The following is a 25737-nucleotide window of genomic DNA, read 5'->3' on the forward strand; positions in this document are numbered from 1 at the left end:
ATACATACGAGTTATGAATAGAACGAATCGTTTTTTGGTCATAGGCCTAAGTCTGTTGATGGGCTGTGGACAATCGCCTGAGTCGAAGAAGGAAAAAGATGGAGCTGAATTGGTCGAAACCTATTGTTCGAGTTGCCATTTATCCGTCAAGCCTGAACTGCTGGATAAGGAAACCTGGCTCAAGCATGTCTTACCCGCGATGGCTCCCAAATTGGGCATCCCTACGACGGCAAGCGGCGAATATTACATCGTAGCCAACAGTCAGGAGAAGTCAGCTTTGTCTTTTCAGGAGTGGACAAAACTCGTGGCTTATTTTGAAAAGATGGCCCCTGATAGCCTGAAAGCAGCCAGCCGTGAACCTCTTAAGAAAGACTGGTCGATTTTTGAACTACAAAAACCTAAAGAATTTTCGGAACATGCGTTAACCACGATGGTGCAATTCCAAGGCGATAAAATTTATTCTGGTCATAATGGTCAGACTGCGATGTATGCCTGGGATAAAAACCTGAATCGTTCGGAAGTAATCAGTCTCCAATCGCCCGTAGTGAATGCGGAATTTATCAGCCCAACTGAAGCAGCCGTTACCACCATCGGAACCTTGCTGGCCGTAGATCAGCCCATCGGAGAGGTGGTGAAAGTAGATCTAGCCACCAAAAAAACGACTCTCATTGCAAGCCAGTTGCCACGCCCCATTCAATCCGTTGCGGGGGATTTTGATAAAGATGGACGGATGGACTGGGTCATTTGCGGTTTTGGACATGATAAAGGTGGACTATACCTATCAACGCAACAGGCCGATGGCAGTTATCAGACCCGTCCCATTCGGGCGGAGGCCGGAGCTACTCAGGTGGTAGTTGATGATTTTAACAAAGACGGCTGGCCCGATTGCATGGCTTTGTTTGCTCACGGGGACGAAGGGCTCTGGCTGTTCACGAATAATAAAAAGGGTGGATTTGAAGAAAAACGCATTCAGCGATTTCTGCCATTGGCGGGGTCAACCAGTTTTCAATTAGTCGATTTAAACAAAGATGGGCAGTTGGATTTAATCTGCACTAGTGGAGACAACAGCGACTATTCCAAAATTCTGAAGCCTTATCACGGCGTTTATACGTTTATCAATCAGGGTAATTTTACTTTTAAGCAAAACTGGTTTTATCCCGTCAATGGTTGCACAAAAGTAATGGCCGCTGACTTTGATCAGGATGGAGATATCGACTTAGCAACGATTGCTTTCTTCGCCGATTTTAAAAATAACCCGGACGAAAGTTTCATCTATTTCGAGCAGGATGCCCGTAAACAATGGGTCCCTCATGCCGTGCCCGTTCACGCAAATGGCCGCTGGATTTGCATGGATGCCAAAGACTGGGACGGCGACGGCGATCTCGATATTGTGCTGGGTAATTATTCCCGAGGCTTTAATAATCAGGAGGATTATAAACCAAACTGGAATTTGAACCTGCCCTTAATTGTACTGAAAAACCGGACGAAGTAAGAGCCAAATTTTGCCAACATCCCGAAAGCTTCAAGCTTTCGGGATGTTGAGTTTTTGTGATTATTTAACGATAGGTTTATTGGCTATAAAACGTTGAATATCAATTTGATAACTAATATCTAACAACTAACAACTACTTATATGGCCAATTAGCTATTATTTTTGCGGGAAATCTGCGTCATGGCAAAATGCCACCGCGACTTTCCCCTGCATGAAGTCACTTACCATTGTCAATCGCCACTATCCTCCCAATCCCGGTATTACCGGCGAGTCAGCGTGGGATCTTGCTCAGGTACTCATTGAAAATCATGGCGTTGATGTACATATTGTTCACATTGACCGCACCTACGATGGCGGCGGAGCCATTCGGCAACCCGTAGGTCAGACGCATGCAGTATCGACTATTTACGAAGGGAAAAATCCATTACTACGCTTCATTGCTGGTCCATTAGACGGTTTTTTGTTAATTCGAAAGGCTCTTAGAATTCGTAAAGGTCCTTTGTTAGTCATGACCAGCCCGCCCTTACTACCCTTCTGGGCTTCTCTGTTTTTGAAACGGAAAAACTGGATACTCTGGAGCATGGATTTGTTTCCTGAAGGCTTCGCGGCGGATGGAAAAATTAAAGAAACGAATTCGATTTACCGCTGGATTATTAAGAAAACGTATCAGAATGCTCCGAAGGCATTGGTTGCTTTGGGGCCCAATCAGGCGGAGCTTTTACGCTGGAAATACCAGCATTCCATCCCTACCATTTTATTACCCTGCGGCGTACTGGTCGATCAGCCCCAGGACGAAACTCGCCCTGAATGGCGAATGGATGACTCCAAAATCTATCTGGGTTATGCAGGCAACGTGGGAGAGGCTCATTCGGCTGAATTTCTGGAACGTATCATCCATCACATAAATCCCGATCATCAGCGACTGATTTTGGCTTTGTACGGAACGAAGGCTGAGAATCTGATCAGACTGGCAGAAGGGAAGCCGGGCATTCTGGTACTAAAAAATATTCCCCGGGCACAGTTGCACTGGCTTGATGTTCAGTTGGTAAGCCTGTTGCCGAAGTGGACACACATTGCCGTACCGTCTAAAGCCGTAAGTGCGATCTGTTCGGGATCTCCCATTATTTTTTGCGGTAGTAAAGAAGCCGATACCTGGGAACTTCTTCGGGATGCCGCCTGGTTAATTAATACAGACGAATCGCTGGATGAGCAGGTAAAGACCCTACTAAATTCATTGACGCTGGCAGAAATCGAAGACAAAAAACGATCCGCCCGATTAGTTGCCAGAAGATTAAACGAAATGGTAACCCAGGCCTATCAGCAAATTGAGAAATTAATATAAGAGTGTGGTTTTAATTGAAATACTGGACTCTATCAACCACAGAGTTTCACTAAGTATTGCTCAGATTTGCACAGAGTAGAGGGGCAGTTAATATAATTGAAAACTGCAAACAGTAAACTGAAAACTTTTAAGGTTAACTACCTTACAAACCCATGAAAAAAACAGTAACGTACGTTCTCGAGCCCGAGATCGCTCTGGATGCTGACCGCTTTCGTCAGCACATTTCCGAAGAATTAGCTTTACCACTGGATTCCGCCGACTGGCAGGTCCGCAAAACCCGTCAATCGGTTGATGCCCGGGGGCGGCAGGTAAAGGTTAATATCGAAGCGGAGGTCTTTATCAATGAAATTCCCCAACCCCAGCGTCAGTATCAGTTTCAATACGGAAATGTGAGTGCCGCTCCTGCAGCAGTGATCGTTGGAGCGGGGCCAGCCGGTTTATTTGCGGCACTTCGACTGATTGAATTGGGTATTAAACCCATCGTGCTGGAACGCGGAAAAGACGTGCGGGCTCGTCGTCGCGATCTGGCCGCTATTAATAAAGAACACATCGTTAATCCTGACTCAAACTATTGTTTTGGTGAAGGTGGAGCGGGGACTTACTCCGATGGTAAATTATACACCCGGTCTAAAAAGCGGGGTGACATTCGGCGGATTCTGGAAATTCTGGTAAATCATGGAGCGGTGGAGGATATTCTTATCGACGCCCATCCGCACATCGGGACGAACAAATTGCCCTACGTAGTTGCGGCCCTGCGGGAACAGATTCTGGCTTCGGGTGGAGAAGTGAAATTCGATGCCAAGGTAACCGACTTTATCATCGAACAGGGGCACATGCGAGGGGTAGTTACGGCAGATGGGCAGGAACATACCGGACTTGGCGTGATTTTGGCGACGGGTCACTCGGCTCGGGATATTTTTGATTTATGCCAGAAGCGTAACGTTTTCATGGAAGCTAAAGCTTTTGCCATGGGTGTTCGTATTGAACATCCACAGGCTTTAATCGACCAACTTCAGTACCATCGCCCCGAGCGTGGGTTATTGCCTGCAGCGGCGTACAGTCTGGTGGCTCAGACGAAGTACAAAGGAGTGGATCGCGGCGTGTTTTCTTTCTGCATGTGTCCCGGTGGCTTTATCGTACCAGCGGCTACGGCTCCGGGCGAGTTAGTCGTAAATGGCATGTCGCCTTCCCGTCGCGACTCGTACTTTGCCAATTCTGGCATGGTTGTGGCGGTGAATGAACCCGACTGGAAGAAATATTCTAAATACGGTGCTTTAGCGGGCTTACATTACCAGCAGGAAATCGAGCAGAAAGCCTGTCAGGCGGCGGCTCAAACCCAAAAAGCTCCGACGCAGCGTGTGCAGGATTTTATTCAGGGAAAAGTTTCATCTGAACTCAATGAGACCTCCTATCAGCCCGGATTAGTTTCACTGGATTTATCGAACATCTTACCTGAAACTATTGCCGAGCCTTTAAAACTGGGCTTACAGGAATTTGGTAAACGCATGAAAGGGTATACGTCGAACGAAGGCCAGTTGATCGGTATCGAAAGCCGGACATCTTCTCCCGTCAGAATCCCTCGGGACAAAGAGACCTACGAGCACGTAGAAATTAAGCGGTTATATCCATGCGGCGAAGGAGCCGGTTATGCCGGAGGAATTGTTTCGGCTGCCGTAGATGGTGAACGCTGTGCGGAGGCTTTAGCGGCGAATTATCGTTAGATAAACGCATAAATGGGCTTGAAAATCGCTATTTCCGATAAAAAAATGCTACTTGAGAATGAATACATTTTCAGTGACTTAAGTTAATCTTACGGGAAAGACTTCCCGAATGGATAACCTATTTCCGCTCAGGAAGCCTTAACTTGCAGGCAATACCCCGTAATTTCTACCAATATGAATTTAGCAACCGCAACCTTTTCTGAATTCTCTGCTTCACTAAGTCAACGTCTACAAGAGCCGTTGCCGGGAGAGCTGGCTCATCAGAAAATGGCAGCCGGGGGCAAAGCTCGTATTAAAATGCAGCCTAATGAACGCACGCGTCAAAGTGCGGTTCTGATTCTGTTTTACGAATATTTAGGTAATTTATACCTGCCGCTGATTTTGCGTCCGAAGTATGAAGGCGTGCACGGTGGGCAAATGGCTTTTCCGGGTGGTCGGATGGAGCGGACAGATAAAAGTCTGATTCATACCGCATTACGGGAAGCTCAGGAAGAAATAGGAATCAAAGCCAGCGATGTGAAGATCCTGGGCTCACTGACAAAATTATATATTCCACCCAGTAATTTTTGGGTATTACCCGTTATTGGAACGCTTTCCTACCGTCCCGACTTCTATCCTGATCCAGTGGAAGTCGATATGATTCTGGAAATTGAGCTGGAAGAAATGATGAACGAAGGAGTGTTAGGCACTGAAAAACGGGAGTCTAAAGGCCTGATATTTGATGCTCCTTATTACCTCTTGCAGGATCAGAAAGTATGGGGAGCAACGGCCATGATGATTGCCGAACTGTTAGTCGTATTAAACGAAGCCAAGTAATAATGGTGGTTGGTTTTTTTACGCAAAAATCCAGATTGAATGCATTTATTGGCTGGTATTGATCAATAAAATTCATTATCTTTACTCAGTTAAGTAAGTTAGTCGATCCATAAGTATGAATTGATGAAGGAAGTGAAGATGAAATCTTTGTTGAAACAGGAAATAATCACTCATTTTCAAGCTTTAGTACCCGTGTTTTACTAACGAAACTGGTCTTCCCTTTTCGTTTGAACCCCTTTTTACCCATGTCCGAACCATTCGAACAGGAAGAATCCCTGCACGATCAGATTGCCGTTGACGGTATGTATCAGCAGTGGTTTCTGGAATATGCCTCTTATGTGATTCTGGAGCGGGCCGTGCCCGCTATTGAAGACGGACTAAAACCCGTGCAACGCCGAATTCTGCACGCCTTAAATGAGTTAGATGACGGTCGTTTTAACAAGGTTGCGAATGTCGTAGGGGCTGCTATGCAGTATCACCCCCACGGCGATGCTTCCATCTATGATGCCATTGTTAATGTTGGTCAGAAAGGTCTTTTGTTTGACTGCCAGGGAAACTGGGGCGACATTAATACCGGCGACAGTGCCGCCGCTGCCCGTTACATCGAAGTTCGTCTGTCTGCCTTTGGTAGAGAGGTCGTATTTAATGATGACACGACCGAATGGCAATTGAGTTACGATGGTCGTAAACGAGAACCCGTTACTCTGCCCGTTAAGTTTCCTTTGTTGCTGGCTCAGGGCGTAGAAGGGATTGCGGTGGGTCTGTCCACTAAAATTCTCCCTCATAATTTCATTGAACTCTGCGAAGCTTCGATTGATATTCTGAAGGGTAACCCTATTTCCTTATTACCCGATTTCCCGACCGGAGGAATGGTTGATACCACGAACTACAACGACGGTCAGCGGGGAGGTAAAGTTCGGGTGCGGGCCAAAATCAAAGAGCTGGATAAGAAAACACTGGTCATTACCGAAATTCCTTACGGAGCGACGACAACTTCCGTGAAGGATTCGATTATAAAGGCTAATGACGAAGGAAAAATCAAGATTCGGAAGGTTGAAGACCTGACTTCGAAGAACGTAGAAATTCACGTTCATCTGGCCCCTGGCGTTTCTCCAGACATTACTATTGATGCTCTGTACGCCTTTACCGAATGCGAAGTAAGTATCTCGCCGAATGCCTGCGTCATCACGGCTGATAAACCCATTTTCTCGAATGTAAGCGACATCCTGCGGATTAATACCGAGCAAACGAAGGAATTATTACGTCGGGAGCTGGAGATTCGTCGGCTGGAATTACAGGAAAAAATTCTGTTTTCTTCGCTCGAAAAAATCTTCATCGAAAACCGGATCTACCGTCAGATTGAAGAATGCGAAACGTTCGAAGCCGTCGTTCAGACCGTTGACAAAGGGCTGGACCCCTATAAGAAGGATTTCTACCGTGAAATAACGGAAGAAGATATTCTGCGACTGCTCGAAATTCGGATTAAACGGATTTCTAAATACGATGCTTTCAAGGCCGATGAAGCCATGAAACGGCTGGAAAAAGAACTGGCCGAAGTCATGGAGCACCTGGCTCATATGACGCGTTTCGCGATTGATTACTTCAAAAACTTACTAAAGAAATTTGGTAAAGGCCGCGAACGTAAAACGGAAATCAAGAGCTTTAACACGGTCTCTGTGGCGGTGGTTGCGGCAACGAATGCCAAGTTATACGTAAACCGCGAAGATGGGTTTATCGGTTTCGGCCTCAAGAAAGACGAATACGTATGCGACTGCTCGGATATTGACGACATTATCGTCTTCCGTAGAGACGGCAAGTGTCTGGTTACCAAAATTCAGGACAAAGTCTTCGTTGGGAAGGACATTATGTATTGCGGCGTGTTCCGAAAAGGAGACGATCGCCGGGTGTATAACCTGATGTACAGCGATTCAAAATCGGGGGTGAGTTATGCGAAACGCTTCTGCGTAACGGCTGTTACCCGCGACCGGGAATATGACCTGACGGCAGGTAATCCAAAATCGAAAGTATTGTGGTTTACGGTAAATGATAACGGGGAAGCAGAAACCGTTGAAGTAAAACTAACGGCTTCATCCACGGCCAAGGTAAAGCAATTTGAATGGGATTTCGCGAAATTATCCATCAAAAACCGCGAAGCCTTGGGTAATCAGGTAACCAAGTATCCGATTCGGAAAGTAGAGCTGAAGCGGACGGGTGTTTCTACTTTGGGAGGGGTGGACATCTGGTATGATCCTACGATCAGTCGCCTGAACCGTGATAATCGGGGACAATACCTGGGTAACTTCGAAGCAAAAGATTCAATTCTGGTTATTTATAAAGATGGTAACTATGAGTTAACCAGTTTCGAGTTAACCAACCGTTACGAGCAGGATCAGATTTTGAGTATTTCGAAATTTACTCCAGAAACCGTTATTTCAGCGATTCACTTCGACGGAGGACAAAAGAATTACTTTGTCAAACGTTTCCACATCGAAACAACGACTGTCGATAAGAAATTCTACTTCATCGGTGAAGCGAAAGGCTCTAAACTGCTGGTGGCAAGTGTGGCTGATTTCCCTCGGATCGAATTGAGTACGAAAGAAACCGACAAAGGCCCAATCACGAAAGAAGAGTTGGCCGTGGATGAACTGGTGGAAGTGCGGGGGTGGAAAGCTCTGGGTAATAAACTGACCTCTAATAAAGTGGTGGAAGTGAAAGCCTTAGCTCCTAAAATCGTGGAAAAGCCAGTAGAGCAAGAGACGAAGCCCGTGAAGAGCGTTGCAGAAAATTTGGAGGAAAAGGAGATTGAAAATCAGGAAGATCCTGCCTCGCTCAACCAGCTTGATTTGTTTGGATAAAGAAGTCTTGCGAGATTTAGGTAACGAACCCCTAGGGCCGTAATCACAGAATGGATGGATATGACCGAAAAAACCCTACTTTTTAGTGCTACACGCCAGGTGAGTCACCGGACTAGCCTCTTGGTAAAAATTATCAAGTGGATAGCCAAGGTAGGGTTTGCTGTGTTCATAATTATTCTGCTTTGTAATGTTTGGGTAGTGCTAAGTACGAGTAACCAGAATTATTATTTTCTGAAGCAACTTCCGGCTAATGATGTCGGGTTGGTGCTGGGAACGAGTAAATACAGTGCCAGCGGTCGTCAGAATTTATTTTTCAAATACCGTATGGAAGCAGCCGCCTTATTATACCATGAAGGAAAAGTGAAAGTGCTGATTCTGAGTGGCAATAATGATTCGGAATACTACAATGAACCCCGAGACATGGAAGATGCTCTCGTGGCTTTAGGCGTTCCGGCCAATGTGATCCAGCATGACTTTGCGGGCCGCCGGACGTACGACAGTATTGTTCGCTGCCGGGAAGTTTTCAAGCATAAGCAGGTAACCGTCATTTCACAACCTTTTCATAACGCCAGAGCTTTATTTCTGGCTAATCAACTGGATGTTGAGGCGGTGGCTTTTGCGGCTCAGGATGTACCCAACGGGTATTCGATTAAAACCCTGGTTCGGGAATACCTGGCTCGTCCGAAAGCGGTGATGGATGTTTTTTTCCTGAACCCAACCTTTACGCGACGAAACATTCCCATCGAAAACGAACGCCGGAAGCGGGCTGTGGACGATTCCATCTAATGGAACTTACTTTTCAGAAAACCCGGACGATCCGTCTGGGTTTTCTTAGTTTTGCAGGATTATTCAGGGCTTATGATTATAGAAACTCACGCTCACCTGTACGATGAGCAATACGATACCGATCGCGAAGCTATGATTCAGCGGGCGATCGACAAAGGCGTAGACCAATTCTGGTTACCCAACTGCGATTCGGAAACGATTCCGGGCATGATGGAGCTGGCTAAAAATTATCCCGGAAAATGCCGCCCTATGATAGGTCTGCATCCCACGTATGTGAAGGAGAATGTAGAGCAAGAGCTGGCCATCATGAAAGAGTGGCTTGATAAAGATCCGTCAGCATTTGTAGCCATTGGAGAAATTGGTCTTGATTTTTACTGGGACGTTACCTTTGCTGAGCAACAAAAAGCTGCTTTTTCAACGCAGTTGCAATGGGCTCAGGCCTACAAACTTCCCATTGCCATTCATTGCCGGAATGCCTTTTGGGAGACGGTAGAACTAATTGAAAAACACAACGACCCAAATTTGAGAGGGATCTTTCACTGTTTTTCGGGTGGGGTAGAAGAGGCCAAAAAAGCGATTGAGCTTAACTTTTTGTTAGGCATTGGTGGGGTAGTTACCTTTAAAAACGGAGGGCTTGATAAGGTCATTCCCGAAGTAGAATTAAAACATCTGGTGTTGGAAACGGATGCCCCCTATCTGGCTCCCGTACCATACCGGGGAAAGCGAAATGAATCCAGTTACTTACCGCTGATTGCTCAGAGAATTGCGGATTTAAAAGAGGTTTCGCTGGAAACTGTTACTAAAATCACTACTGAAAATGCCTTACAGTTGCTTCAGTAAGATTAACAAATACCCTAAAGCATACTTCATTGAAACTTATTACTGTTGATACGGCGGCTTCGGCCCATTCCCCGGTTTCAGTTCTGGTCATCTATACCGGCGGAACATTTGGCATGGTCTATGATCGTCGTCTGGAAACGCTTGTTCCCTTCAATTTCGAGCAAATTCTGGATCGCATTCCAGAATTAGCCCGCCTCCGTTTTTCGATTTCTGTCTTGGTGTTGGATGAACTACTGGATTCGTCTAACATGCAGCCGGAGCATTGGTTGCACCTGAGCCAGATTATTGCCGAGCGTTACGATCAGTACGATAGTTTTGTCATTGTTCACGGCACCGATACTATGGCCTATACGGCTTCGGCTCTGAGCTTCCTTTTTGAGAATCTGAATAAACCCGTGATCCTGACCGGAGCTCAGTTGCCTATCGGAGCCGCCCGGACGGATGCCGTCGAGAATTTTATTACCGCTCTCGAAATAGCCGCCGCCCGCGACGAGCATAACCAGCCGATGGTACCGGAAGTTGCCATTTATTTTCACTCGCTGTTGTTACGCGGAAATCGGGCACGTAAGCAGGAAAGTAGCCAGTTTAATGCGTTTCAGTCGGAGAATTATCCCTTGCTGGCCGAAGCCGGGGTTACCATTGATTACAATCGGCCCTACATCCGGCCTTACCAGCCAGAACAACCGTTTCGGGTGCACCAGAAACTGGATTCAAATGTGGTTATTCTGAAAATTTTTCCCGGAATCTCTGCCTCTGTTTTACACAGTATTTTGTCGATTGAAAACCTGAAAGGAGTGGTGCTGGAAACGTACGGTGCCGGAAATGCTCCTACAGCTCCCTGGTTTCTGGAAGCTTTACAAAAAGCAACCGAACGCGGCGTAATCCTGTTGAACGTCTCGCAATGCATGGGTGGAAAGGTAATGCAGGGACGCTATCAGACCAGTAAGTATCTGAACGACATGGGCTTAGTGAGCGGTGCAGACTTGACGTCGGAAGCCGCCGTTACGAAATTGATGTTTTTATTAGGACAATACGGCGACGACATCGAACGCATTAGAAAAGAATTATCTGAATCTTTGCGAGGAGAATTAAGCTAAACGCTTGCTTTTGGGCATTTCAAAGTTGTATCTTGCGGACCCAAAACACAGAGAGGTGTCCGAGTGGTTGAAGGAGCACGCCTGGAAAGTGTGTATACCTCTAAAGGGTATCGAGGGTTCGAATCCCTTCCTCTCTGCAAAAGCCTGATTATCAGCCGATAATCAGGCTTTTTTTGGTTTTCAGTTGTCTTATTAATCCATTCATTTAAAAGGTATCCCCATGTCAATTTGTGCATTATCTGGTTCTTCGGAGCAACTTTCTGTGTATGAAGTACAGCCCGTCCGTTCTTTTCCGAATAAAGTAATCCTTTGCCAAACGTGTCTAGATCAAATTGAGCGTAAAACGGAATTGAAACCCGATTACTGGCATTTTCTGTCGGACGCCATGTGGAGCGAAGAACCCGCCGTGCAGGTATTAGCTTGGCGAATGCTGAATCGGTTAAAGACGGAGACCTGGGCAGCGGATTTGCTGGATATGCTTTACCTGGATGAAGAGTTGCTGGATTGGGCAAAGGCTCTCGGAGAAGAGGACGAACCAATCGCGGCACTGGAGCATAAAGACAGCTTAGGAAATGTATTAAATCACGGCGATTCTGTGGTGTTAACCAAAACGCTGGATGTGAAAGGAAGTTCGATTAACGCCCGTATTGGAACCGTAGTAAAAAATATTCGATTGGTTGAAGATAATCCAGAGCAGATTGAAGGGAAAATCGATGGGCAACTGATTGTTATTCTAACAAAATACCTGAAAAAACAGAATAGTTAATAAAGAAGGACTACTCACCTGAGTAGTCCTTCCTTCCTTTTTTATTTACTCGTGTGTTTTTCCAAAAAATAGATTAAATCCTAACTTCATTGTTGCGTTTTCATCTGAGTAACGGCTAGTATTATCTATTACATTGTTATAAAAATTATAGTTAATAGCTGCATTGAGGGAAAGGTTATTAGCAATGAAATAAGCTAGTCCAATTCCTGGAGACCAGGCTTTCTTACGCTCATTCGTTTTAATTACATTCTGATTATCTAGGTGATAGAGAGTTAGGGCTTTACTGTATTTATAGGTTATTGATAAATAAGGCTTTAGCTTGCCATTACCAAAATACAACTGAGAAAAAGGAGCCACGCCCCATTCCTGCTGTCTGTTTAAGTAATTAGTACTTTTAGCACTAGAAGTGGTGATAGGCATCGAAAGGCCTAAAACTAAATTACGACTTACGAAATAGCCCGCCGAGGGAGCAACATCAACGGAAAAGAATCTAGACTCACGAGAACCTTTTCGATAGGAGAAATCCCCAATTTGCGTGCCTACTATCCACCTTCCTTTTTCAGTTTGAGCGTTAGATTTAGCGTAAAAAGCCAAGAAGATTAATAAAAATAAAGCTAGTTTTTTCATAAGATCAGCATTTAATTTTTAGCAAGTTTAAAACGCTGAAACTACCCTACCTAATTTTTAACTTACCTTAACAGGTTATCGCTCAAATACACTGAGGAAACTTTATTCGATAGGTAATCTAATTTGACTTCATTTTAGTTTTAATGGTCATCTTATACTTTTATTTTGAATAAAGTATGAGATATGTAGAAACTATTGAATCAGTTCTCATTAGATATTCAATCCCATTCATACATGGCTCCAGTAAACTCTAGTCATGTATAAATAACTTCTTGACGAAAAACGACGCTGAAACTAATGTAGATTTGAAAGGGGAAACGATGGGAAGTGTTTAGAGAGTAGTAATCATTCCGATTCCTTAGCAATAAACTATGAATTCAAATATTGAGAAATTATACCAGATCGCTAATAAGCAAACCCGCCGGATCATTGGGTTGATGTCAGGGACTTCGATGGATGGGCTGGATGTAGTGCTTTGCGAGTTCGAGGGGCAAGGGGGAGAAACGCAGGTAAGGGTGTTAAACTTTAAAACGGTTCCTTTCGACGAGTCGATTAAAGACGAAATTCGAAAAGTATTTGCTCGCCGGGAGATTGATTTTCAGCAACTTGCTTTATTAAATCCCTGGATTGGTAACCTTCACGGAAGCATCGTGCTGGATTGCTTGAAGGAATGGAATGTAAATCCCGCAGACATCGATTGCATTGCCAGCCACGGCCAGACGGTCTTTCACGCCCCTAAAATCTTACATGGCCTAGCGAAATTTCCCAATACAACCCTTCAAATTGGTGACGGCGATCACATGGCTGTAACAACGGGCATCATTACCCTGTCCGATTTTCGACAGAAGCACTGTGCTGCGGGTGGTGAAGGAGCTCCGCTAGCCGTGTATGGCGATTACCTGATTTTCTCAAAACCCGGAGAAAATCGCATTCTTCTTAACATGGGCGGCATCGCCAATTTCACTTACTTACCGGCCAACCTGAATGCAGATGAAGTTTTTGCGACGGATACAGGCACGGGTAATACGTTAATTGATGCAGTAACCCGCAAGTATTTTGACTTGCCTTATGACGAAAATGCTGAAATAGCCCAACGTGGCGTGATTAATGAAGCATTAATAGCAGAACTTAAAAACGATCCTTTCTTTCAGAAAACATTCCCAAAAACGACGGGTCCTGAGTTATTTAACCTAGATTACTTGCAAAGAGCACAACAGCGAAGCCAGACGGAAGAGCTGTCTCCCGAAGACGTGCTGGCGACTCTGACTCGCTTTTCGGCTGAAACCATCGCTGAAGCAGTGAAGCAATCGCTGGACTGGCACGAAAGTTCTACCCAATGGGTAATTTATGCAAGTGGGGGTGGGGTGCATAATCCTTTGTTACTGGCTTATATTCAGGAGTTATTACCCAAGTTTAGCCTTAGAAAGACCGACGAATTAGGGATTTTGGGGGATGCCAAGGAAGCTGTTCTGTTTGCTACGCTTGCTAATGAAGCCCTGGCGGGTGGTAAAACTAATTTTGGGCAGCGACAGGGAGTGCCTAGTGTGTCAATGGGAAAAATATCCTTTCCGCATTAATTGAAGTACTTAATAGTTATTAGGGTCCGTGGTTGTTAGTTGATCGATTACGATTCAACCTAATTACAACAAAGAATATAGTATTAGACAATCAATGTTTAGGCGTTTACCAACACCAATGCAATCTTATGAGTAGGGTAACTCGGCGGCAAGGACCAGAACCGTTATCGTTTTGGATTTGTTACCTTAAATCTTAACTAAAACGGCTATAATCTCTTTCATTTGCAGCATTATTAATCATTCAGACCGATGCGACTTAAAACTTCTCTAAACCTTCTGCTAGGAATTGCCTTATCCACTTCAGTTTTTGCTCAGGAAAAAAACTTGATTGCTCCGGGGGCGAGCCTACAAAAAATCTCCAGTCAATTCATTTTTACGGAAGGCCCCGCGGCTGATAAAAACGGTACTATCTATTTTACCGATCAGCCAAACGATAAAATCTGGAAGTATGACACCGATGGAAAGCTGACCTTATGGATGGATAAAACGGGCCGATCGAATGGACTTTATTTTGACAAGAAAGGTAACCTGATTTCCTGTGCAGATGAGAAAAATGAGTTATGGTCCATTTCACCCGACAAAAAAGTAACAGTATTGATGAGCGATGTTGCGGGTAAAAAACTGAATGGCCCTAACGATTTATGGATCGATGCAAAAGGGGGGATATACTTCACAGATCCTTACTATCAACGTAATTACTGGCAACGTCAGAAACCTGAAATTGAAGAGCAGAAAGTATATTATTTGCCCAAAGGAAAAAAACAGCCGACGGTAGTTGACGATCAGTTAGTAAAACCGAATGGAATTATTGGGTCAGCTGATGGCAACTATTTATTTGTGGCCGATATTCAGGCTAATAAAACGTATAAATACCAGATTAATAAAGACGGAAGTCTAAGTAATCGTCAGCTTTTTGTCAATCAGGGTTCCGATGGAATGACGCTGGACGCGGAAGGGAATTTATACATTACCGGAAAAGGCGTTTTCATTTATAACGCTAAAGGCGAGAAAATTCAGCATATTCCCGTACCAGCCGGATGGGTAGGTAATGTTTGTTTTGGAGGGAAAGATCGAAAAATGCTCTTTATTACAGCTTCCGAATCCGTATATACTTTACAAATGATTAATAAAGGAAATTAATAAGGTTTTTAACTAACCAAAAAAGACACGTCTAGGCGTGTCTTTTTTTTGAACAGACTTATGGTATTGATGGAATCCTGCTCTTGGTCAGCTGTTCATTAATGGCTCTTAACCATAGATCACGGCTTTGGCAAGTCCAGTGACTATCCCCCTTTTGGTAACCTTCCGCACCTAAAGGTTTTACCAGAGAATACGCATCAATTATTTTCACTTTAAGACGCGTATCCGACTGAATGCGTTCAATTAAGTGATTATAAGGGCCCATTTCGGGAGTAGTTACTGTGGTTTTATTAGGAATAATACTGAGGTATATTTCATCAAATCCTAATGAACGATACTTGTCAAAACTTTCATTCAAATGAGTAATCAACTTCGTGATTTCTTCTTCTGATACTGAATTAAAATTGGAGTTAATTAAAGTAGAATCCGTATCTAAATTTAAAAAAACATGCTTACGATCGGGAGATAGTGAAGTCATGGCATGCGTCCGATCGAAGAGGTGGAGATTCAACCAGGCTTTAAATTCTTTTAACCGAAGAAATACAGGCCAGTTAAATAATACGTTGTCGTAGCGTTCTTCAGGCACCTTAAGCCGGGAATCATGCGTGCCTTCTAAGAAAGCAACCAAATCATTGGTAGGCATCGATGCAGGGGTATTGGGTATCGAAGACTGTACAATGGAAAGGTTGGTAATTAAAGTAGCTAAATGTTCGCGAAAATGCCGCTCAACGGATTCAATCAATAACACATTGTGTAAGGAAGTATCTAGCCGTATGGTTTTCTGATCATTCCAGTGAGTATAAGAATAACGCTGAGCAATGAAATCTGAACTATCAACCGAACCAGGTTCCATAAAACTGTCCCCAATGGCATACAGTGCAATCGATGCTTTGGGAGCACCGGTGGGATATAGCTTTGGACAAGTTACATGAGCTTGTTTGAACTGAACAAGATTAGTAAAACGATATAAGTCGCCGTATTTGTAATCATCCGGTAAATAACCTGCTAATCCAAGCGTATGATAAAAGGATTTAGATAATCCGATCAGGAATATTGCGACTAAAATAAAGATGAGTATTAATCGAGCTAATTGACGCATTATACTTGATTTTTCGGAGCAGGAGCATGGACACGGATCCAGTTATTAACTTGATTCAACCAGATTAATTTTCCTTTATTATTCCAGTGCCCGTCGCCCTTATGATACAATTCTGGTTTGCCTTTTAACAAACGGTGCATATCAATGTAAGGCATTTGAAGATCCTCGTGTTGCTGAATTCGTTCAATAATTCGATTGTAAGGCAGGCGGTTAGGTTCAAAGATTAGGCTTTTGTTGGGGATAATTGTTAATACGACTTCATCAAAGCCCATTTTTAAATAATGGTTACGAATACTATTCAGCGTAAGCACTACTGAATCAATTTGAGTGTCTCTAACAGGGTAATAGGTTGAAAATAAATTGGTAGTATCTGTTTCGAAGTCATAATACATATTCTTTTTATCTTCTGTCAATACAGCTTTCCCTACCACACGATCAAATAAAGTAGCGTGTAATTCAGCTTTGAATTCTTTCCATTTTAAAGCCCATTTCTGGTTAAAAACCAGGAACTCAATTCGCTGATTAACGGATTCCGCTGATAAAAAATCTAATCCTAAGCTATTAAAAGAAAAGGAGTGATCGTTTGCCGGGCTGACATTTTTAATTTCTGGTTCTGTCGTTTTAATTCCCCGATCTATGTAGATATACTCCGTTTCTGGATTTAATCGTTCGATGATACTCCGCTGGACAATTTCAAATAAAAGTACGTTGTAGTGACTGGTATCTAGTTTTACGGTCAAATAGGAGTCGTCATTGAGCCAACGACGATAGTTTTTTTCCCCCGCCAATAAAGAAGTATCAATTCCCATTCCGGTAAAACTATCGCCTAGAATAGCAACCGTAGTGTTTTTGATTTTGGTGGGTTTTTCATTCAGTGGAACCTGATCATTTTCGTAAAAATTTTCTTCTTTAACTCGAGTTAAATTACTGGTATTGTATAAATCACCGAATCGATATTGATTCGGAATAAATCCTTTTTCTGATAATTTACGTTGCCATTTAGGCGAATAAATGAAAATAGCAAAAATGACCAAAGCCCCTAAAATGCCTAATTTGATTATCGTATTCATTAAAACTGGAAGTAGATAAATTGGTTGGCAGTAAAGACTCCAAATAAATAACAACTAACGACAAGGGCACTGAAAATGGCCCAGAACTTCACGTTACTTCTGGTAGGAATCTGGAAGTAACGGTTTTCTTTCCAAAGCAAGAATCCAATCAGAAGCAAACAGAAAATCATTTCGTTTGCATTGAGCGGCGTTTGGAGTTTGTCATGAACGGATATAGACGCGATTCCTTTGAAGTAGAGCAACGCATCGCGGAGGGTAATGGCCCGGAAGAAAACCCAGGTTAGCGTAATCAATCCGAAGGTAAGAACTATTTGTAACCCCCGATACCATGATGCACTAGGGACGGTAATGCCCTGGCGATCCATAAAACGATCCCGAAGCTGGCCCATGGTTTGATAAAAGCCGTGCAGAACGCCCCAAATGACGAAATTCCAGCTTGCTCCGTGCCAGATTCCACTGACCAGGAACACGATGAAGCGGTTGATATACTGACGAACGGGGGAAACCCGGCTACCGCCTAAAGGAATGTAAATGTAATCGCGGAACCAGGTAGACAGCGAAATGTGCCAACGCCGCCAGAACTCAGCAATGGAAGCCGCTTCGTAGGGGGACTTGAAGTTTTCCATAAGCGTAAAGCCCATTACTTTGGAAGCTCCAATGGCTACATCCGAGTAACCCGAAAAATCACAGTAAATCTGGAAAGAATAGAAACAGGCAGCTACTAACAAACTGGTTCCGTTATGGTCGGTGATATGACCAAAAGCAGGGTCTACGACCATTGCAAGCCGATCGGCAATTACCACTTTTTTGAATAAGCCCCAGGCCATGCGGATGAGGCCTTCTTTCACGTTTTCCCAATCGTAGCGGAAGTATTTGTGGTACTGCCAGAGCACGTTTTGAGGGCGTTCGATGGGCCCTGCTACCAATTGCGGATAAAACATTACATAAAGGGCATAGATCCCGAAATGGCGTTCAGCTTTCTGATTACCCCGGTAGACTTCGATGGTATAACTCATGGCCTGGAAAGTGTGAAAAGAAAGGCCAATGGGTAATAAGATACCGGGAAGAATGTCGGTACCTAGTCGCGGAACATGCGTGTCAGAACCCAATAGGTGTACGACATGCTCAATATTCTCAGAAATGAAGTTGAAATACTTAAAGAAAGCCAGAATACCGACGTTGGCAACCAGACTAAGGGTAAGTAACCATTTTCGCTTGACTGGATTTTTTTGATTTTCAATCCAGATTCCGGCGAGATAATCGATGATAATCGTAGCAAAAAGAATGATGATGTACTCGGGTACAAACACCATGTAAAAGTAACAACTCGCCAGCAGAAGCAGAATCCAGCGTCCATTCCACTTCAGACTGAAATAACTTAACGTAACAATTCCGAAGAAAAGAAGAAATTGAAGAGAATTAAAAATCATTCGACTTTTGGTAAATGGGGCTCAAAATTATCAATATCGGTCTAAACCAGCAGAAAGTGATTCCAAAGGTATTAACGAATCTTCGAGGTTAGGATTTGAACGCCTTTATCACTGGTAGCGTAAATAAAGAGTTTCTGATAGGATTCAGCAAATTCAATGGTAACCTTGTAAAGGCTTGGAATGGGAGCCTGAATCAAAGCTTCGCCCTGTAAATTATAAAGCATAGTTCCACGAGAATCGGTGACTGCAATGATTTTCGTTTCGGCTCCGAAGTCATAATATCGAAGCTGACTTTCTGAGGTAATCGGGAAAATATTAAAAAGGGAGTTGGCCTGTTTATCAAACAAGGTAACATTCTGATTTGTTTGCTGAATAATGAGCCAATCCTTAGCCGACTCTTCTACCAGCATTCGGAATCGCGTTTCTTTCGAAGGTTTGATCAACTGACGGCGATTAACCACCTTTCCTTCCTGGGACATTTTCAAAATTTCACCATTGGCACTAACCAGTTGAAGGGCAAAATCAGCATCGCGATCAGTGGTTTCCACGAAGGCGGGGCCATCGAACGGCTGGTTTAGTTGCACGGGAAAATTAGGCAGACTGAGTCCTTTCGCATTCGACAAAGCAACGCTTCCGTTGGGTTGCAGCAACACGGCATACGAATCGCCCTGGGTGTAGGCCATGCTGATGGGAAGGTTGGCATGGCGAATGTCGGAACGCAAACCCGAAGGCACAAGAGATAAGGTCGCTTTTGTGATCGTATATAAATGTCCGTCTGCATCGAGAGCAGAAAACTGCTTTTTGCGTTCGGGCGTTTGATCAAAAAGAGTTAATTCATAATCAAGCAATTTACTAAATGGCTTGGATGCGTAAAGCTGATAGCCCTTGGAGGTAGGATTCAGGATGTACAAGTGGTTTTCGGTAAATAATACCAGTTGATCCCGCCCTTTACCGAAATAATCCATAAGCTGAACCGGAGCTACCAGTGGCCCCGACAGGCGAAACTTGACTGTAGGCGTGGCTCCAACGGTCACCGGAATCAGGTAATTATCTTTAGTGGTAAGAATTAAGTCTGTCGTTCCGGTGACTGCGTTTCGGTAGACATACGGTTCTCGCTGAAGCGGTCTGCCGAGCGGATTAGGAATTAACTTTTGCAGGAAAACTTTTCTCAGCAAACTAGGATCGGCGGTAACCCGGCCCTTCGTCCAGACAAACTGATGATCCACTTTACCGGGCAAAACCGTCACCTGCCAGGTCAGGAAATTCAAACGTTTGATGGGTTCTTCAAGATTGGTAATGGGTCCTTTCCATTCACTTCTGAGGTTTTTCAGGATTGAAAACCAAGATTTTCCAGCGTTGAAAACCAGACTGAAAGGACGGGGCTGTAAAATGCGAAGCACTTCCTGTCCCTGAGCGGAGTTCATCCACACATTACCGCGTTTGTAATCAGTAATGTAATTCCGCATGGCCTGCATGTTGCTCGCCACAACGGCATAGCCATCAATGACCGTGTAATACGTTTTAGGAAAACCTTGAAAAATAGATCCAAACCAGAGGGAAGGTAACTCCGGTAACAAAATCTGACGTACGGTATAGCCCGAGATGATTTCCTCAAATTTCTTTGCTTTTTCTTCCTGCCGAATACTGCCTGATTCGTAGTGCATCCAATTCTGGAAGGCCCGGGCATTATTCAGTTTCATCAGCAAGATATTGCCTCCTTCGTTCAATTCATCGCTTTCCATTCGGCAGAGAATCAGCTCCCGATTGATGTGGTAATAAACCGAATCCGGACTGATGATGTACTTGTCTTGCCACTCAGACTTTAAATTCGCTTTCGAGGGCTCGTGTTTTTTCTGATAACGCAGAAAACGATTCGCCCAGCCAATGGGGTCGGAGAGGCTAAACTGGTAAAAAGCGGCGGTAGAATTAGGAATAAAGCGTTGACTAATCAGGGCAGCGGCTTGCTGGGAATCAAAGGTTTGCCAATAGGCGTGAGCATCCTTGGTTGCGGTGGTCGTCTCCACCAGCAGGCCTTTCCGAACTTTATTAACCGTAGTTTTATAAGCAGTATTTACGGGAAGTAAGGCCAGTAATGATCCCGCGGCGGATTGCTGACTCATCATGCGTCCGGCAAGAACGCTCAGATTCGCCCAGTTAAGCCAGAATTTAGTCTTAGCCGTGGCGTATTCGGCAGGAGTAGGGGGAGCATTATCCGGTACATCAAGTAATTTACTGATTTTCATCGCCACGTTCTCAACCAATAAGGAGGAGGGACTCAGTATGAGATAGTTATCATACTGCATGAAAGAAAATCGTTTCCGGCTTTTAGAGAGGGTAACGTCGGTAATGCTCTGCTTCGCGGTTTGATGTTTCAGACCTCTGACTTCATTCGAATTTAATCCATTGAGATACGAAAGAAAAGATTGATCTCCCGGCTGGTAAGGTATGTAAATCAGGTAGTTAACCACACTATTTGTCTCGGCGTGGAGCGAATAGGTTATGGTTTTATTATGCAGAAATGAGTGTAGTAAAGAGGTATCAGGAACAGCCTGACGTAGCAATTGAAGAGCATCCTGGGCTTCTTCCAGAATGGGTAAATCAGTTAATTTGATCTGGTAAGAACGCAGCGGTTCCGGCGGATTTTGTAATTCAGTACTCTCAACGGCTAAGAGGTAATTTTCGGGAATATAAGCCCACACCGAACGTTCGTTGGTACTCCAGCGATAGTAGGCCCAGCAGGCCAGGCCAGCCAAACACACAATTCCCAGAAACCAGTAAAGACGCTTCACCTGGTAATAAATTTTTTATCCGATAAATGGGTTGTTTTAAGACGCAACACTTGCGTACCATTCAGTTACCGAAAATACGGAACATCTGATATAAAATTGCCAGTTGGGTTCCCAACTGGCAATTTTATGGTACTTACTTATTTTTTAGCTACGTTATTTTCCCCACATGGCATTAGCCGTATCTGGGAAGAAGAGCGAAAGTTCAGGTACATTCATGGCTACCCGGTTGGCCCATTCTACGCCCTGCATCAGGGAGTGGTCCTGATTAGAAACTTCGTATTTCCAGGCTCCGAAACGACCACGGGAATAAATATCCAGGGGTTCGAGGGCAGGAAGTACCGTTTTTAGAATGCCATCGCGTTCCACGCTTGGTGTTGGGTAACCATATTCAAAGCGAATGTGGAATTTCGAGATGATATCCTCTTCCGATTCAATCAGTTGATCTTCCTTGAGGGCTTTGATCACTTCCGCCATCAGGGTTTCCTGATCGACGGGTTTTTTCGGAGATTCACTTACTTCTACCATCAATGACCATTGCTCCTCAATGTTGGGAACGTTGTTTGGCGAATAATTCGAGAAGACCGTGATTCGGTAGTAAGGACTATTGGATTCAGGAAAATACATCCAGCACTTGGTAGCGAGTTCAGCTTTCGGCTTTCCTTTCAGACCGATCCCAATTACGTTCGTGGAAGAATGTTTCAGTCCCTGAGCTTTTTCAGTAATAGCCGAATCCAGACCTTTTACTTTTTGGGTAAACAAGTCCAGTGGCATCGTGTTCAGCAGCGTTTCGTAACCAATGGTACGACCGTCGGCCAGCGTAATTTGTTTGCTAGCGGCATCGACACTTTCGACGTTGGCGTTCAGGATAATATTCTCCCGACCTACCAGATCACCTACGGCTTCCCAGATACCGCCCGTACCGCCATGTTTGGGGAATTGGAAAGTAGCATTGGGGCCCCAGGAATAATCGTCGTTGTTGAATAAAATATTCTTAGTAATGCGATGAAGATCAACGACCGAAACGCGTTCGCCTACCCAGACAGCGTTCATGTCTTCGGTAGGGTATGCCCAGACTTTGAAGTTGTAAGGGAACATGAAAACTTCACCTAACCCTTTGCCCTGCGTGGCCAGAATCCATTCCCGGAAGTTTGCGGGTTTGCCCTGAAAAGGTTTCTTATAGAGATCAATCAGACCATCCAGACATTTCCACATCGTTTCCTGAGAAAGGTACTTGATGTTATTCTGGAAAGGATAGGGAACGAAACGGTTTTCGATCCATACCCAGCTTTCGCGTTGGTGCGTAAGCCAGCCGTCTGCTCCCAGAGCTTTCAGCATTAACTCGTCAAAATACTTGTAATGCGAAAATTGTACGTGCCCACCAACGTCCCAGGTAAAACCTTGTTCATCGACGAAACTGGTTGCTAATCCACCAATGTGATCTTCTTTTTCAAGGACGATAAAATCAGTGATACCCAGTTCTTTCAGACGATAAGCTGCCCCAAGACCCGTCGGACCAGAACCAATAATGACGTATTTATAATTCATAAGGATTAATGTAAGTGCAATTTCAGAAATGAGGTATTACTAAGCCTTGATCGCTCTGACTTTGGAATTCAATTCCTGACGGAACTGGAATAATTCCTTGAAGCTTTGCCAGCAAACTTTAAGCAGCTTCATTTTCTGAATAGATACCTCGCCAGTGGCCCGTTCTTTATGGGTAATGGGGATATCAAATGTTTTATTACCAGCTTTCCGGGCCATAATGGCGAGGAAAATGTTGGGAGCAAAAGGTAGCGGCGTGGGGAGCTGAGCTAATAATCGTTTCAGTAAACTACCCTTAATCAGACGGAAAGGAATATTACTGTCATTGATGAACGTTCCATATACTGCAAACAAAGAGTATTTGAGAACGCGGGTAACAAAAAGGCGGAAGGTAGCATCATGGCGGACCTGACGGAAACCCATGATAAACTCGGATTCATTCCGTTTTTCCCAAAGCTTGAGGACATCTTCAGCCACGAACTGATCATCGGAATCGGTTTGAAAAACCCATTCTGAATCAATTTCTACTGCTTTGCGATACGCGTGAACAACGGCGTTTCCGTGGCCACCATTCTTCTGATGAACCACCATTAAAAGAGGATACTTGGGTGCTATCTGGTCAAGTTTGGCTCCGGTTGAGTCTTTGGAACCATCATTTACAACGATAAGACGGGTTTCACCGAGGGGCTGGAAATATTTTTCAAGAAATGCTGACCAATTTTTAACGACGGTTTCAATGATTTCCTCCTCGTTATAGGCAGGCATTACAATAGATAGCAGGACAGACATGAAATAACTATTGGTTCTTACTGAAAAGGCAACAATTAAGGTTGATTCAGCAAAGGTAGTGCATTATTTTGATGAAACAGGTTTCCGAATACGAGCTGTTAGACTCTGGGACTAAGCGTTTGTCTTTTACCTTAAGATAATCACTAGACAAATACTTACTTACCAGTTGCATAATCGCTGTAATTGGATAACCTACAGCTGGACCTTTTGTTTTGCTAACTCATATAAGATTGTATCGTTTGATTAAATATAATATTTTGATAATCTACTACCAGTTCTGTTTTAAAGCTGGTGTCTGATCCTGATCCGGGATATGGATCGTTTGTCCCGTTTTATAGAGAGTAGACTTCCTATGGTCATGGGTAACCACTAAAAGCGAATAATCACCGGGTAAATATTGGTTCGGATTATGGTCAATCGTTGTCGATGAATACGGATGAATATAGTTCCGGCTAGCAGGGGCCACTCCGGGACGATCAATAGCTGTAAACATGAACGGAACCAGGTAAGATTTACCAGGTTTGTGGAGCAGGTAATAGGAACGGGTAAAATCTTTCGCTGCTTCGCCAGCTTTCTCCATTTCGAGAACACTAACCTGCTTCGTCTGGGTAATTTTCAGGCCGGGGTAGGCCGTAAGCTGATTCGTGTCGGGTTGGAGTAACGTGTTCAGCGAGGCATCATACCAGGCAGCCGCTGCTTTATTAATAGGTTTACTTTTGACAGGTTCAGCCGGATACGAATAGTTAAACTGATCACTCATCAATTGGTTTCTGAGCCGTAAGCTATCGTCATAAAAATAGGAATAGCTAGTCCAGGCAATGAGGAGGCTGAACAGTAACGTTACTAATCCAATCGTTTTTCGAACGAAGCCATTGGTTTGCAGGATGAGCCAGGTATAAACCAGCAGGCTTATGACTATCGTATAGACTTTATACCGACTGGTGGTAAAGGTATTTTCATCAAAACCCAACCGACCGAATGCGACAATGGCAGTAGTACCCAGAACAAAAGCTAAAGCAGACCCTAGGAAATACTCGACTTTAGTTAAGGATTGTTTTTGAAAAACTTTTAAAGCTAATCGCAGGAGAATGCCACCAGAAAGAACAAATAGTATCAAGCCAGTCCCCAAAACCAGTAAGGTTGATTTTCGGGGATAGAGCGGTTCGGCGATGGACCCCAGAATCAATAAAACAGCCCGGACGTAGGCAACGATTTTATTCGGAACGGGGTGGGTGGGTTGTTCCGTCTTTTCGTAGTGAAGGAAGTAAAGAACCCAGACCAGAACGCCGACCCCCAGCCAGATAAACACTTTCTTCTTAGGTGATTGAAGCCACAACATAATGACACCAAGGGGCCAGATTAATAACCCATTAGTGCTGGTGATACTGGTTAAAATAGCCAATGAAATGCAGATCCCTAAAGGTAGCTGATAGGCTAGGGCGTATAGACAGCAAATGACCCAGGCAATGACGCCAAAGTTTTGCAGGGCGGCCATGCCCCAATACATATTCTCCCACTGGGAGAGATTGAAAATCAGAAAAGGAATGGGTAATACATAAAGTAAGCCTACGGATTGCTTCAATACTTTATACCAGACCAGTACAATGAAGAGCAGAGACAGATTACCCACCCACATCAAGTGCACAAAATTCAGGTGACCCGTAAGAACATAGTCCAGAAGGGAAACGATTCGGTCGTAAACAATGCGGTGTTCATTATGCTGTCTCCAGAACGCGTCAATATACTGGGGAAGTGACTGAGCTTCCTGAAATCGCATGATAAAAGCCCGCAAGCCGTGATCATCCCACTTAGGAATGTTAATGGCCAGTGAATCAAGCAAGTAAAAGTACAGAAGTATAGGTACTAAGCCCATACCAAAGACCAGTAAAGAGATAGATCGATTGTTGGACATGGGGAGAAATTTGAGTTTGGGGTTTAGCGTTATCACTGTAGAAACAA

The 25737-nt window shown here is 44.1% G+C and carries 19 protein-coding genes and 1 tRNA gene; 12 read left to right on the forward strand and 8 right to left on the reverse strand.

Going from position 1 to position 25737, the window contains the following annotated elements; translation table 11 throughout:
- The first annotated feature begins 13 nt into the window (after positions 1–13).
- The 10 genes from QE390_RS16255 (at position 14) to QE390_RS16300 (ending at position 11715) form a co-directional block, all read left to right on the forward strand.
- Entirely contained in the window at positions 14–1492 is a 1479-nt protein-coding gene (locus tag QE390_RS16255) for an FG-GAP-like repeat-containing protein (protein WP_307142919.1), read from the forward strand.
- Positions 1493–1703: 211 nt separating this feature from the next.
- The gene (locus QE390_RS16260) at positions 1704–2834 is read left to right on the forward strand and encodes a hypothetical protein (RefSeq protein WP_307142920.1); all 1131 of its coding nucleotides are present in this window, start codon (positions 1704–1706) and stop codon (positions 2832–2834) included.
- Positions 2835–2986: 152 nt separating this feature from the next.
- Entirely contained in the window at positions 2987–4555 is a 1569-nt protein-coding gene (locus tag QE390_RS16265; protein ID WP_106634911.1) for an NAD(P)/FAD-dependent oxidoreductase, read from the forward strand.
- A 174-nt stretch (positions 4556–4729) separates the two neighbouring features.
- Positions 4730–5371, forward strand: coding sequence for a CoA pyrophosphatase (locus QE390_RS16270; RefSeq protein WP_106634910.1), 642 nt, complete (start codon positions 4730–4732; stop codon positions 5369–5371).
- 245 nt (positions 5372–5616) lie between these two features.
- Complete coding sequence (locus QE390_RS16275) at positions 5617–8226, forward strand: DNA gyrase/topoisomerase IV subunit A (RefSeq protein WP_106634909.1); 2610 nt, start codon at positions 5617–5619, stop codon at positions 8224–8226.
- Between the two features lie 60 nt (positions 8227–8286).
- Positions 8287–9012: a vancomycin high temperature exclusion protein gene (locus tag QE390_RS16280; protein WP_307142921.1), complete on the forward strand. Its 726-nt coding sequence runs from the start codon at positions 8287–8289 to the stop codon at positions 9010–9012.
- 72 nt (positions 9013–9084) lie between these two features.
- The gene (locus QE390_RS16285; RefSeq protein ID WP_307142922.1) at positions 9085–9852 is read left to right on the forward strand and encodes a TatD family hydrolase; all 768 of its coding nucleotides are present in this window, start codon (positions 9085–9087) and stop codon (positions 9850–9852) included.
- A gap of 29 nt (positions 9853–9881) precedes the next feature.
- Entirely contained in the window at positions 9882–10949 is a 1068-nt protein-coding gene (locus tag QE390_RS16290; RefSeq protein WP_307142923.1) for an asparaginase, read from the forward strand.
- Between the two features lie 49 nt (positions 10950–10998).
- Positions 10999–11086, forward strand: a tRNA-Ser gene (locus QE390_RS16295).
- Positions 11087–11169: 83 nt separating this feature from the next.
- Entirely contained in the window at positions 11170–11715 is a 546-nt protein-coding gene (locus tag QE390_RS16300) for an alkylphosphonate utilization protein (protein WP_307142924.1), read from the forward strand.
- A 45-nt stretch (positions 11716–11760) separates the two neighbouring features.
- Here QE390_RS16300 and QE390_RS16305 read toward each other — a convergent pair whose 3' ends face one another.
- On the reverse strand, positions 11761–12342 hold the full coding sequence (locus QE390_RS16305) for an outer membrane beta-barrel protein (protein ID WP_307142925.1): 582 nt from the start codon (positions 12340–12342) through the stop codon (positions 11761–11763).
- A gap of 371 nt (positions 12343–12713) precedes the next feature.
- Between QE390_RS16305 and QE390_RS16310 the strand changes: the two genes are divergently transcribed.
- The gene (locus QE390_RS16310; protein ID WP_307142926.1) at positions 12714–13919 is read left to right on the forward strand and encodes an anhydro-N-acetylmuramic acid kinase; all 1206 of its coding nucleotides are present in this window, start codon (positions 12714–12716) and stop codon (positions 13917–13919) included.
- A 249-nt stretch (positions 13920–14168) separates the two neighbouring features.
- Positions 14169–15059, forward strand: a complete 891-nt coding sequence (locus QE390_RS16315) for an SMP-30/gluconolactonase/LRE family protein (protein ID WP_307142927.1) — start codon at positions 14169–14171, stop codon at positions 15057–15059.
- A 58-nt stretch (positions 15060–15117) separates the two neighbouring features.
- Here the strand turns inward: QE390_RS16315 and QE390_RS16320 are convergent, their stop codons facing one another.
- From QE390_RS16320 to QE390_RS16350, 7 genes are all read right to left on the reverse strand, one after another.
- On the reverse strand, positions 15118–16158 hold the full coding sequence (locus tag QE390_RS16320; protein WP_307142928.1) for a hypothetical protein: 1041 nt from the start codon (positions 16156–16158) through the stop codon (positions 15118–15120).
- Complete coding sequence (locus tag QE390_RS16325) at positions 16158–17282, reverse strand: hypothetical protein (protein WP_307142929.1); 1125 nt, start codon at positions 17280–17282, stop codon at positions 16158–16160. Before QE390_RS16325 ends, QE390_RS16320 begins: the two co-directional genes overlap by 1 nt.
- Positions 17228–18658, reverse strand: a complete 1431-nt coding sequence (locus QE390_RS16330) for an MBOAT family protein (protein ID WP_307142930.1) — start codon at positions 18656–18658, stop codon at positions 17228–17230. Before QE390_RS16330 ends, QE390_RS16325 begins: the two co-directional genes overlap by 55 nt.
- Positions 18659–18729: 71 nt before the next feature.
- A complete protein-coding gene (locus QE390_RS16335; protein ID WP_307142931.1) occupies positions 18730–21447 on the reverse strand; it encodes a hypothetical protein in 2718 nt (905 codons plus the stop codon).
- 153 nt (positions 21448–21600) lie between these two features.
- A complete protein-coding gene (locus QE390_RS16340; RefSeq protein WP_307142932.1) occupies positions 21601–22992 on the reverse strand; it encodes an NAD(P)/FAD-dependent oxidoreductase in 1392 nt (463 codons plus the stop codon).
- Positions 22993–23031: 39 nt separating this feature from the next.
- On the reverse strand, positions 23032–23778 hold the full coding sequence (locus tag QE390_RS16345; RefSeq protein WP_106634901.1) for a glycosyltransferase family 2 protein: 747 nt from the start codon (positions 23776–23778) through the stop codon (positions 23032–23034).
- A 268-nt stretch (positions 23779–24046) separates the two neighbouring features.
- Positions 24047–25690, reverse strand: a complete 1644-nt coding sequence (locus QE390_RS16350; protein ID WP_307142933.1) for a hypothetical protein — start codon at positions 25688–25690, stop codon at positions 24047–24049.
- Positions 25691–25737: the final 47 nt, after the last annotated feature.

Source organism: Siphonobacter sp. SORGH_AS_1065 (assembly GCF_030818595.1).
GTDB lineage: Bacteria > Bacteroidota > Bacteroidia > Cytophagales > Spirosomataceae > Siphonobacter.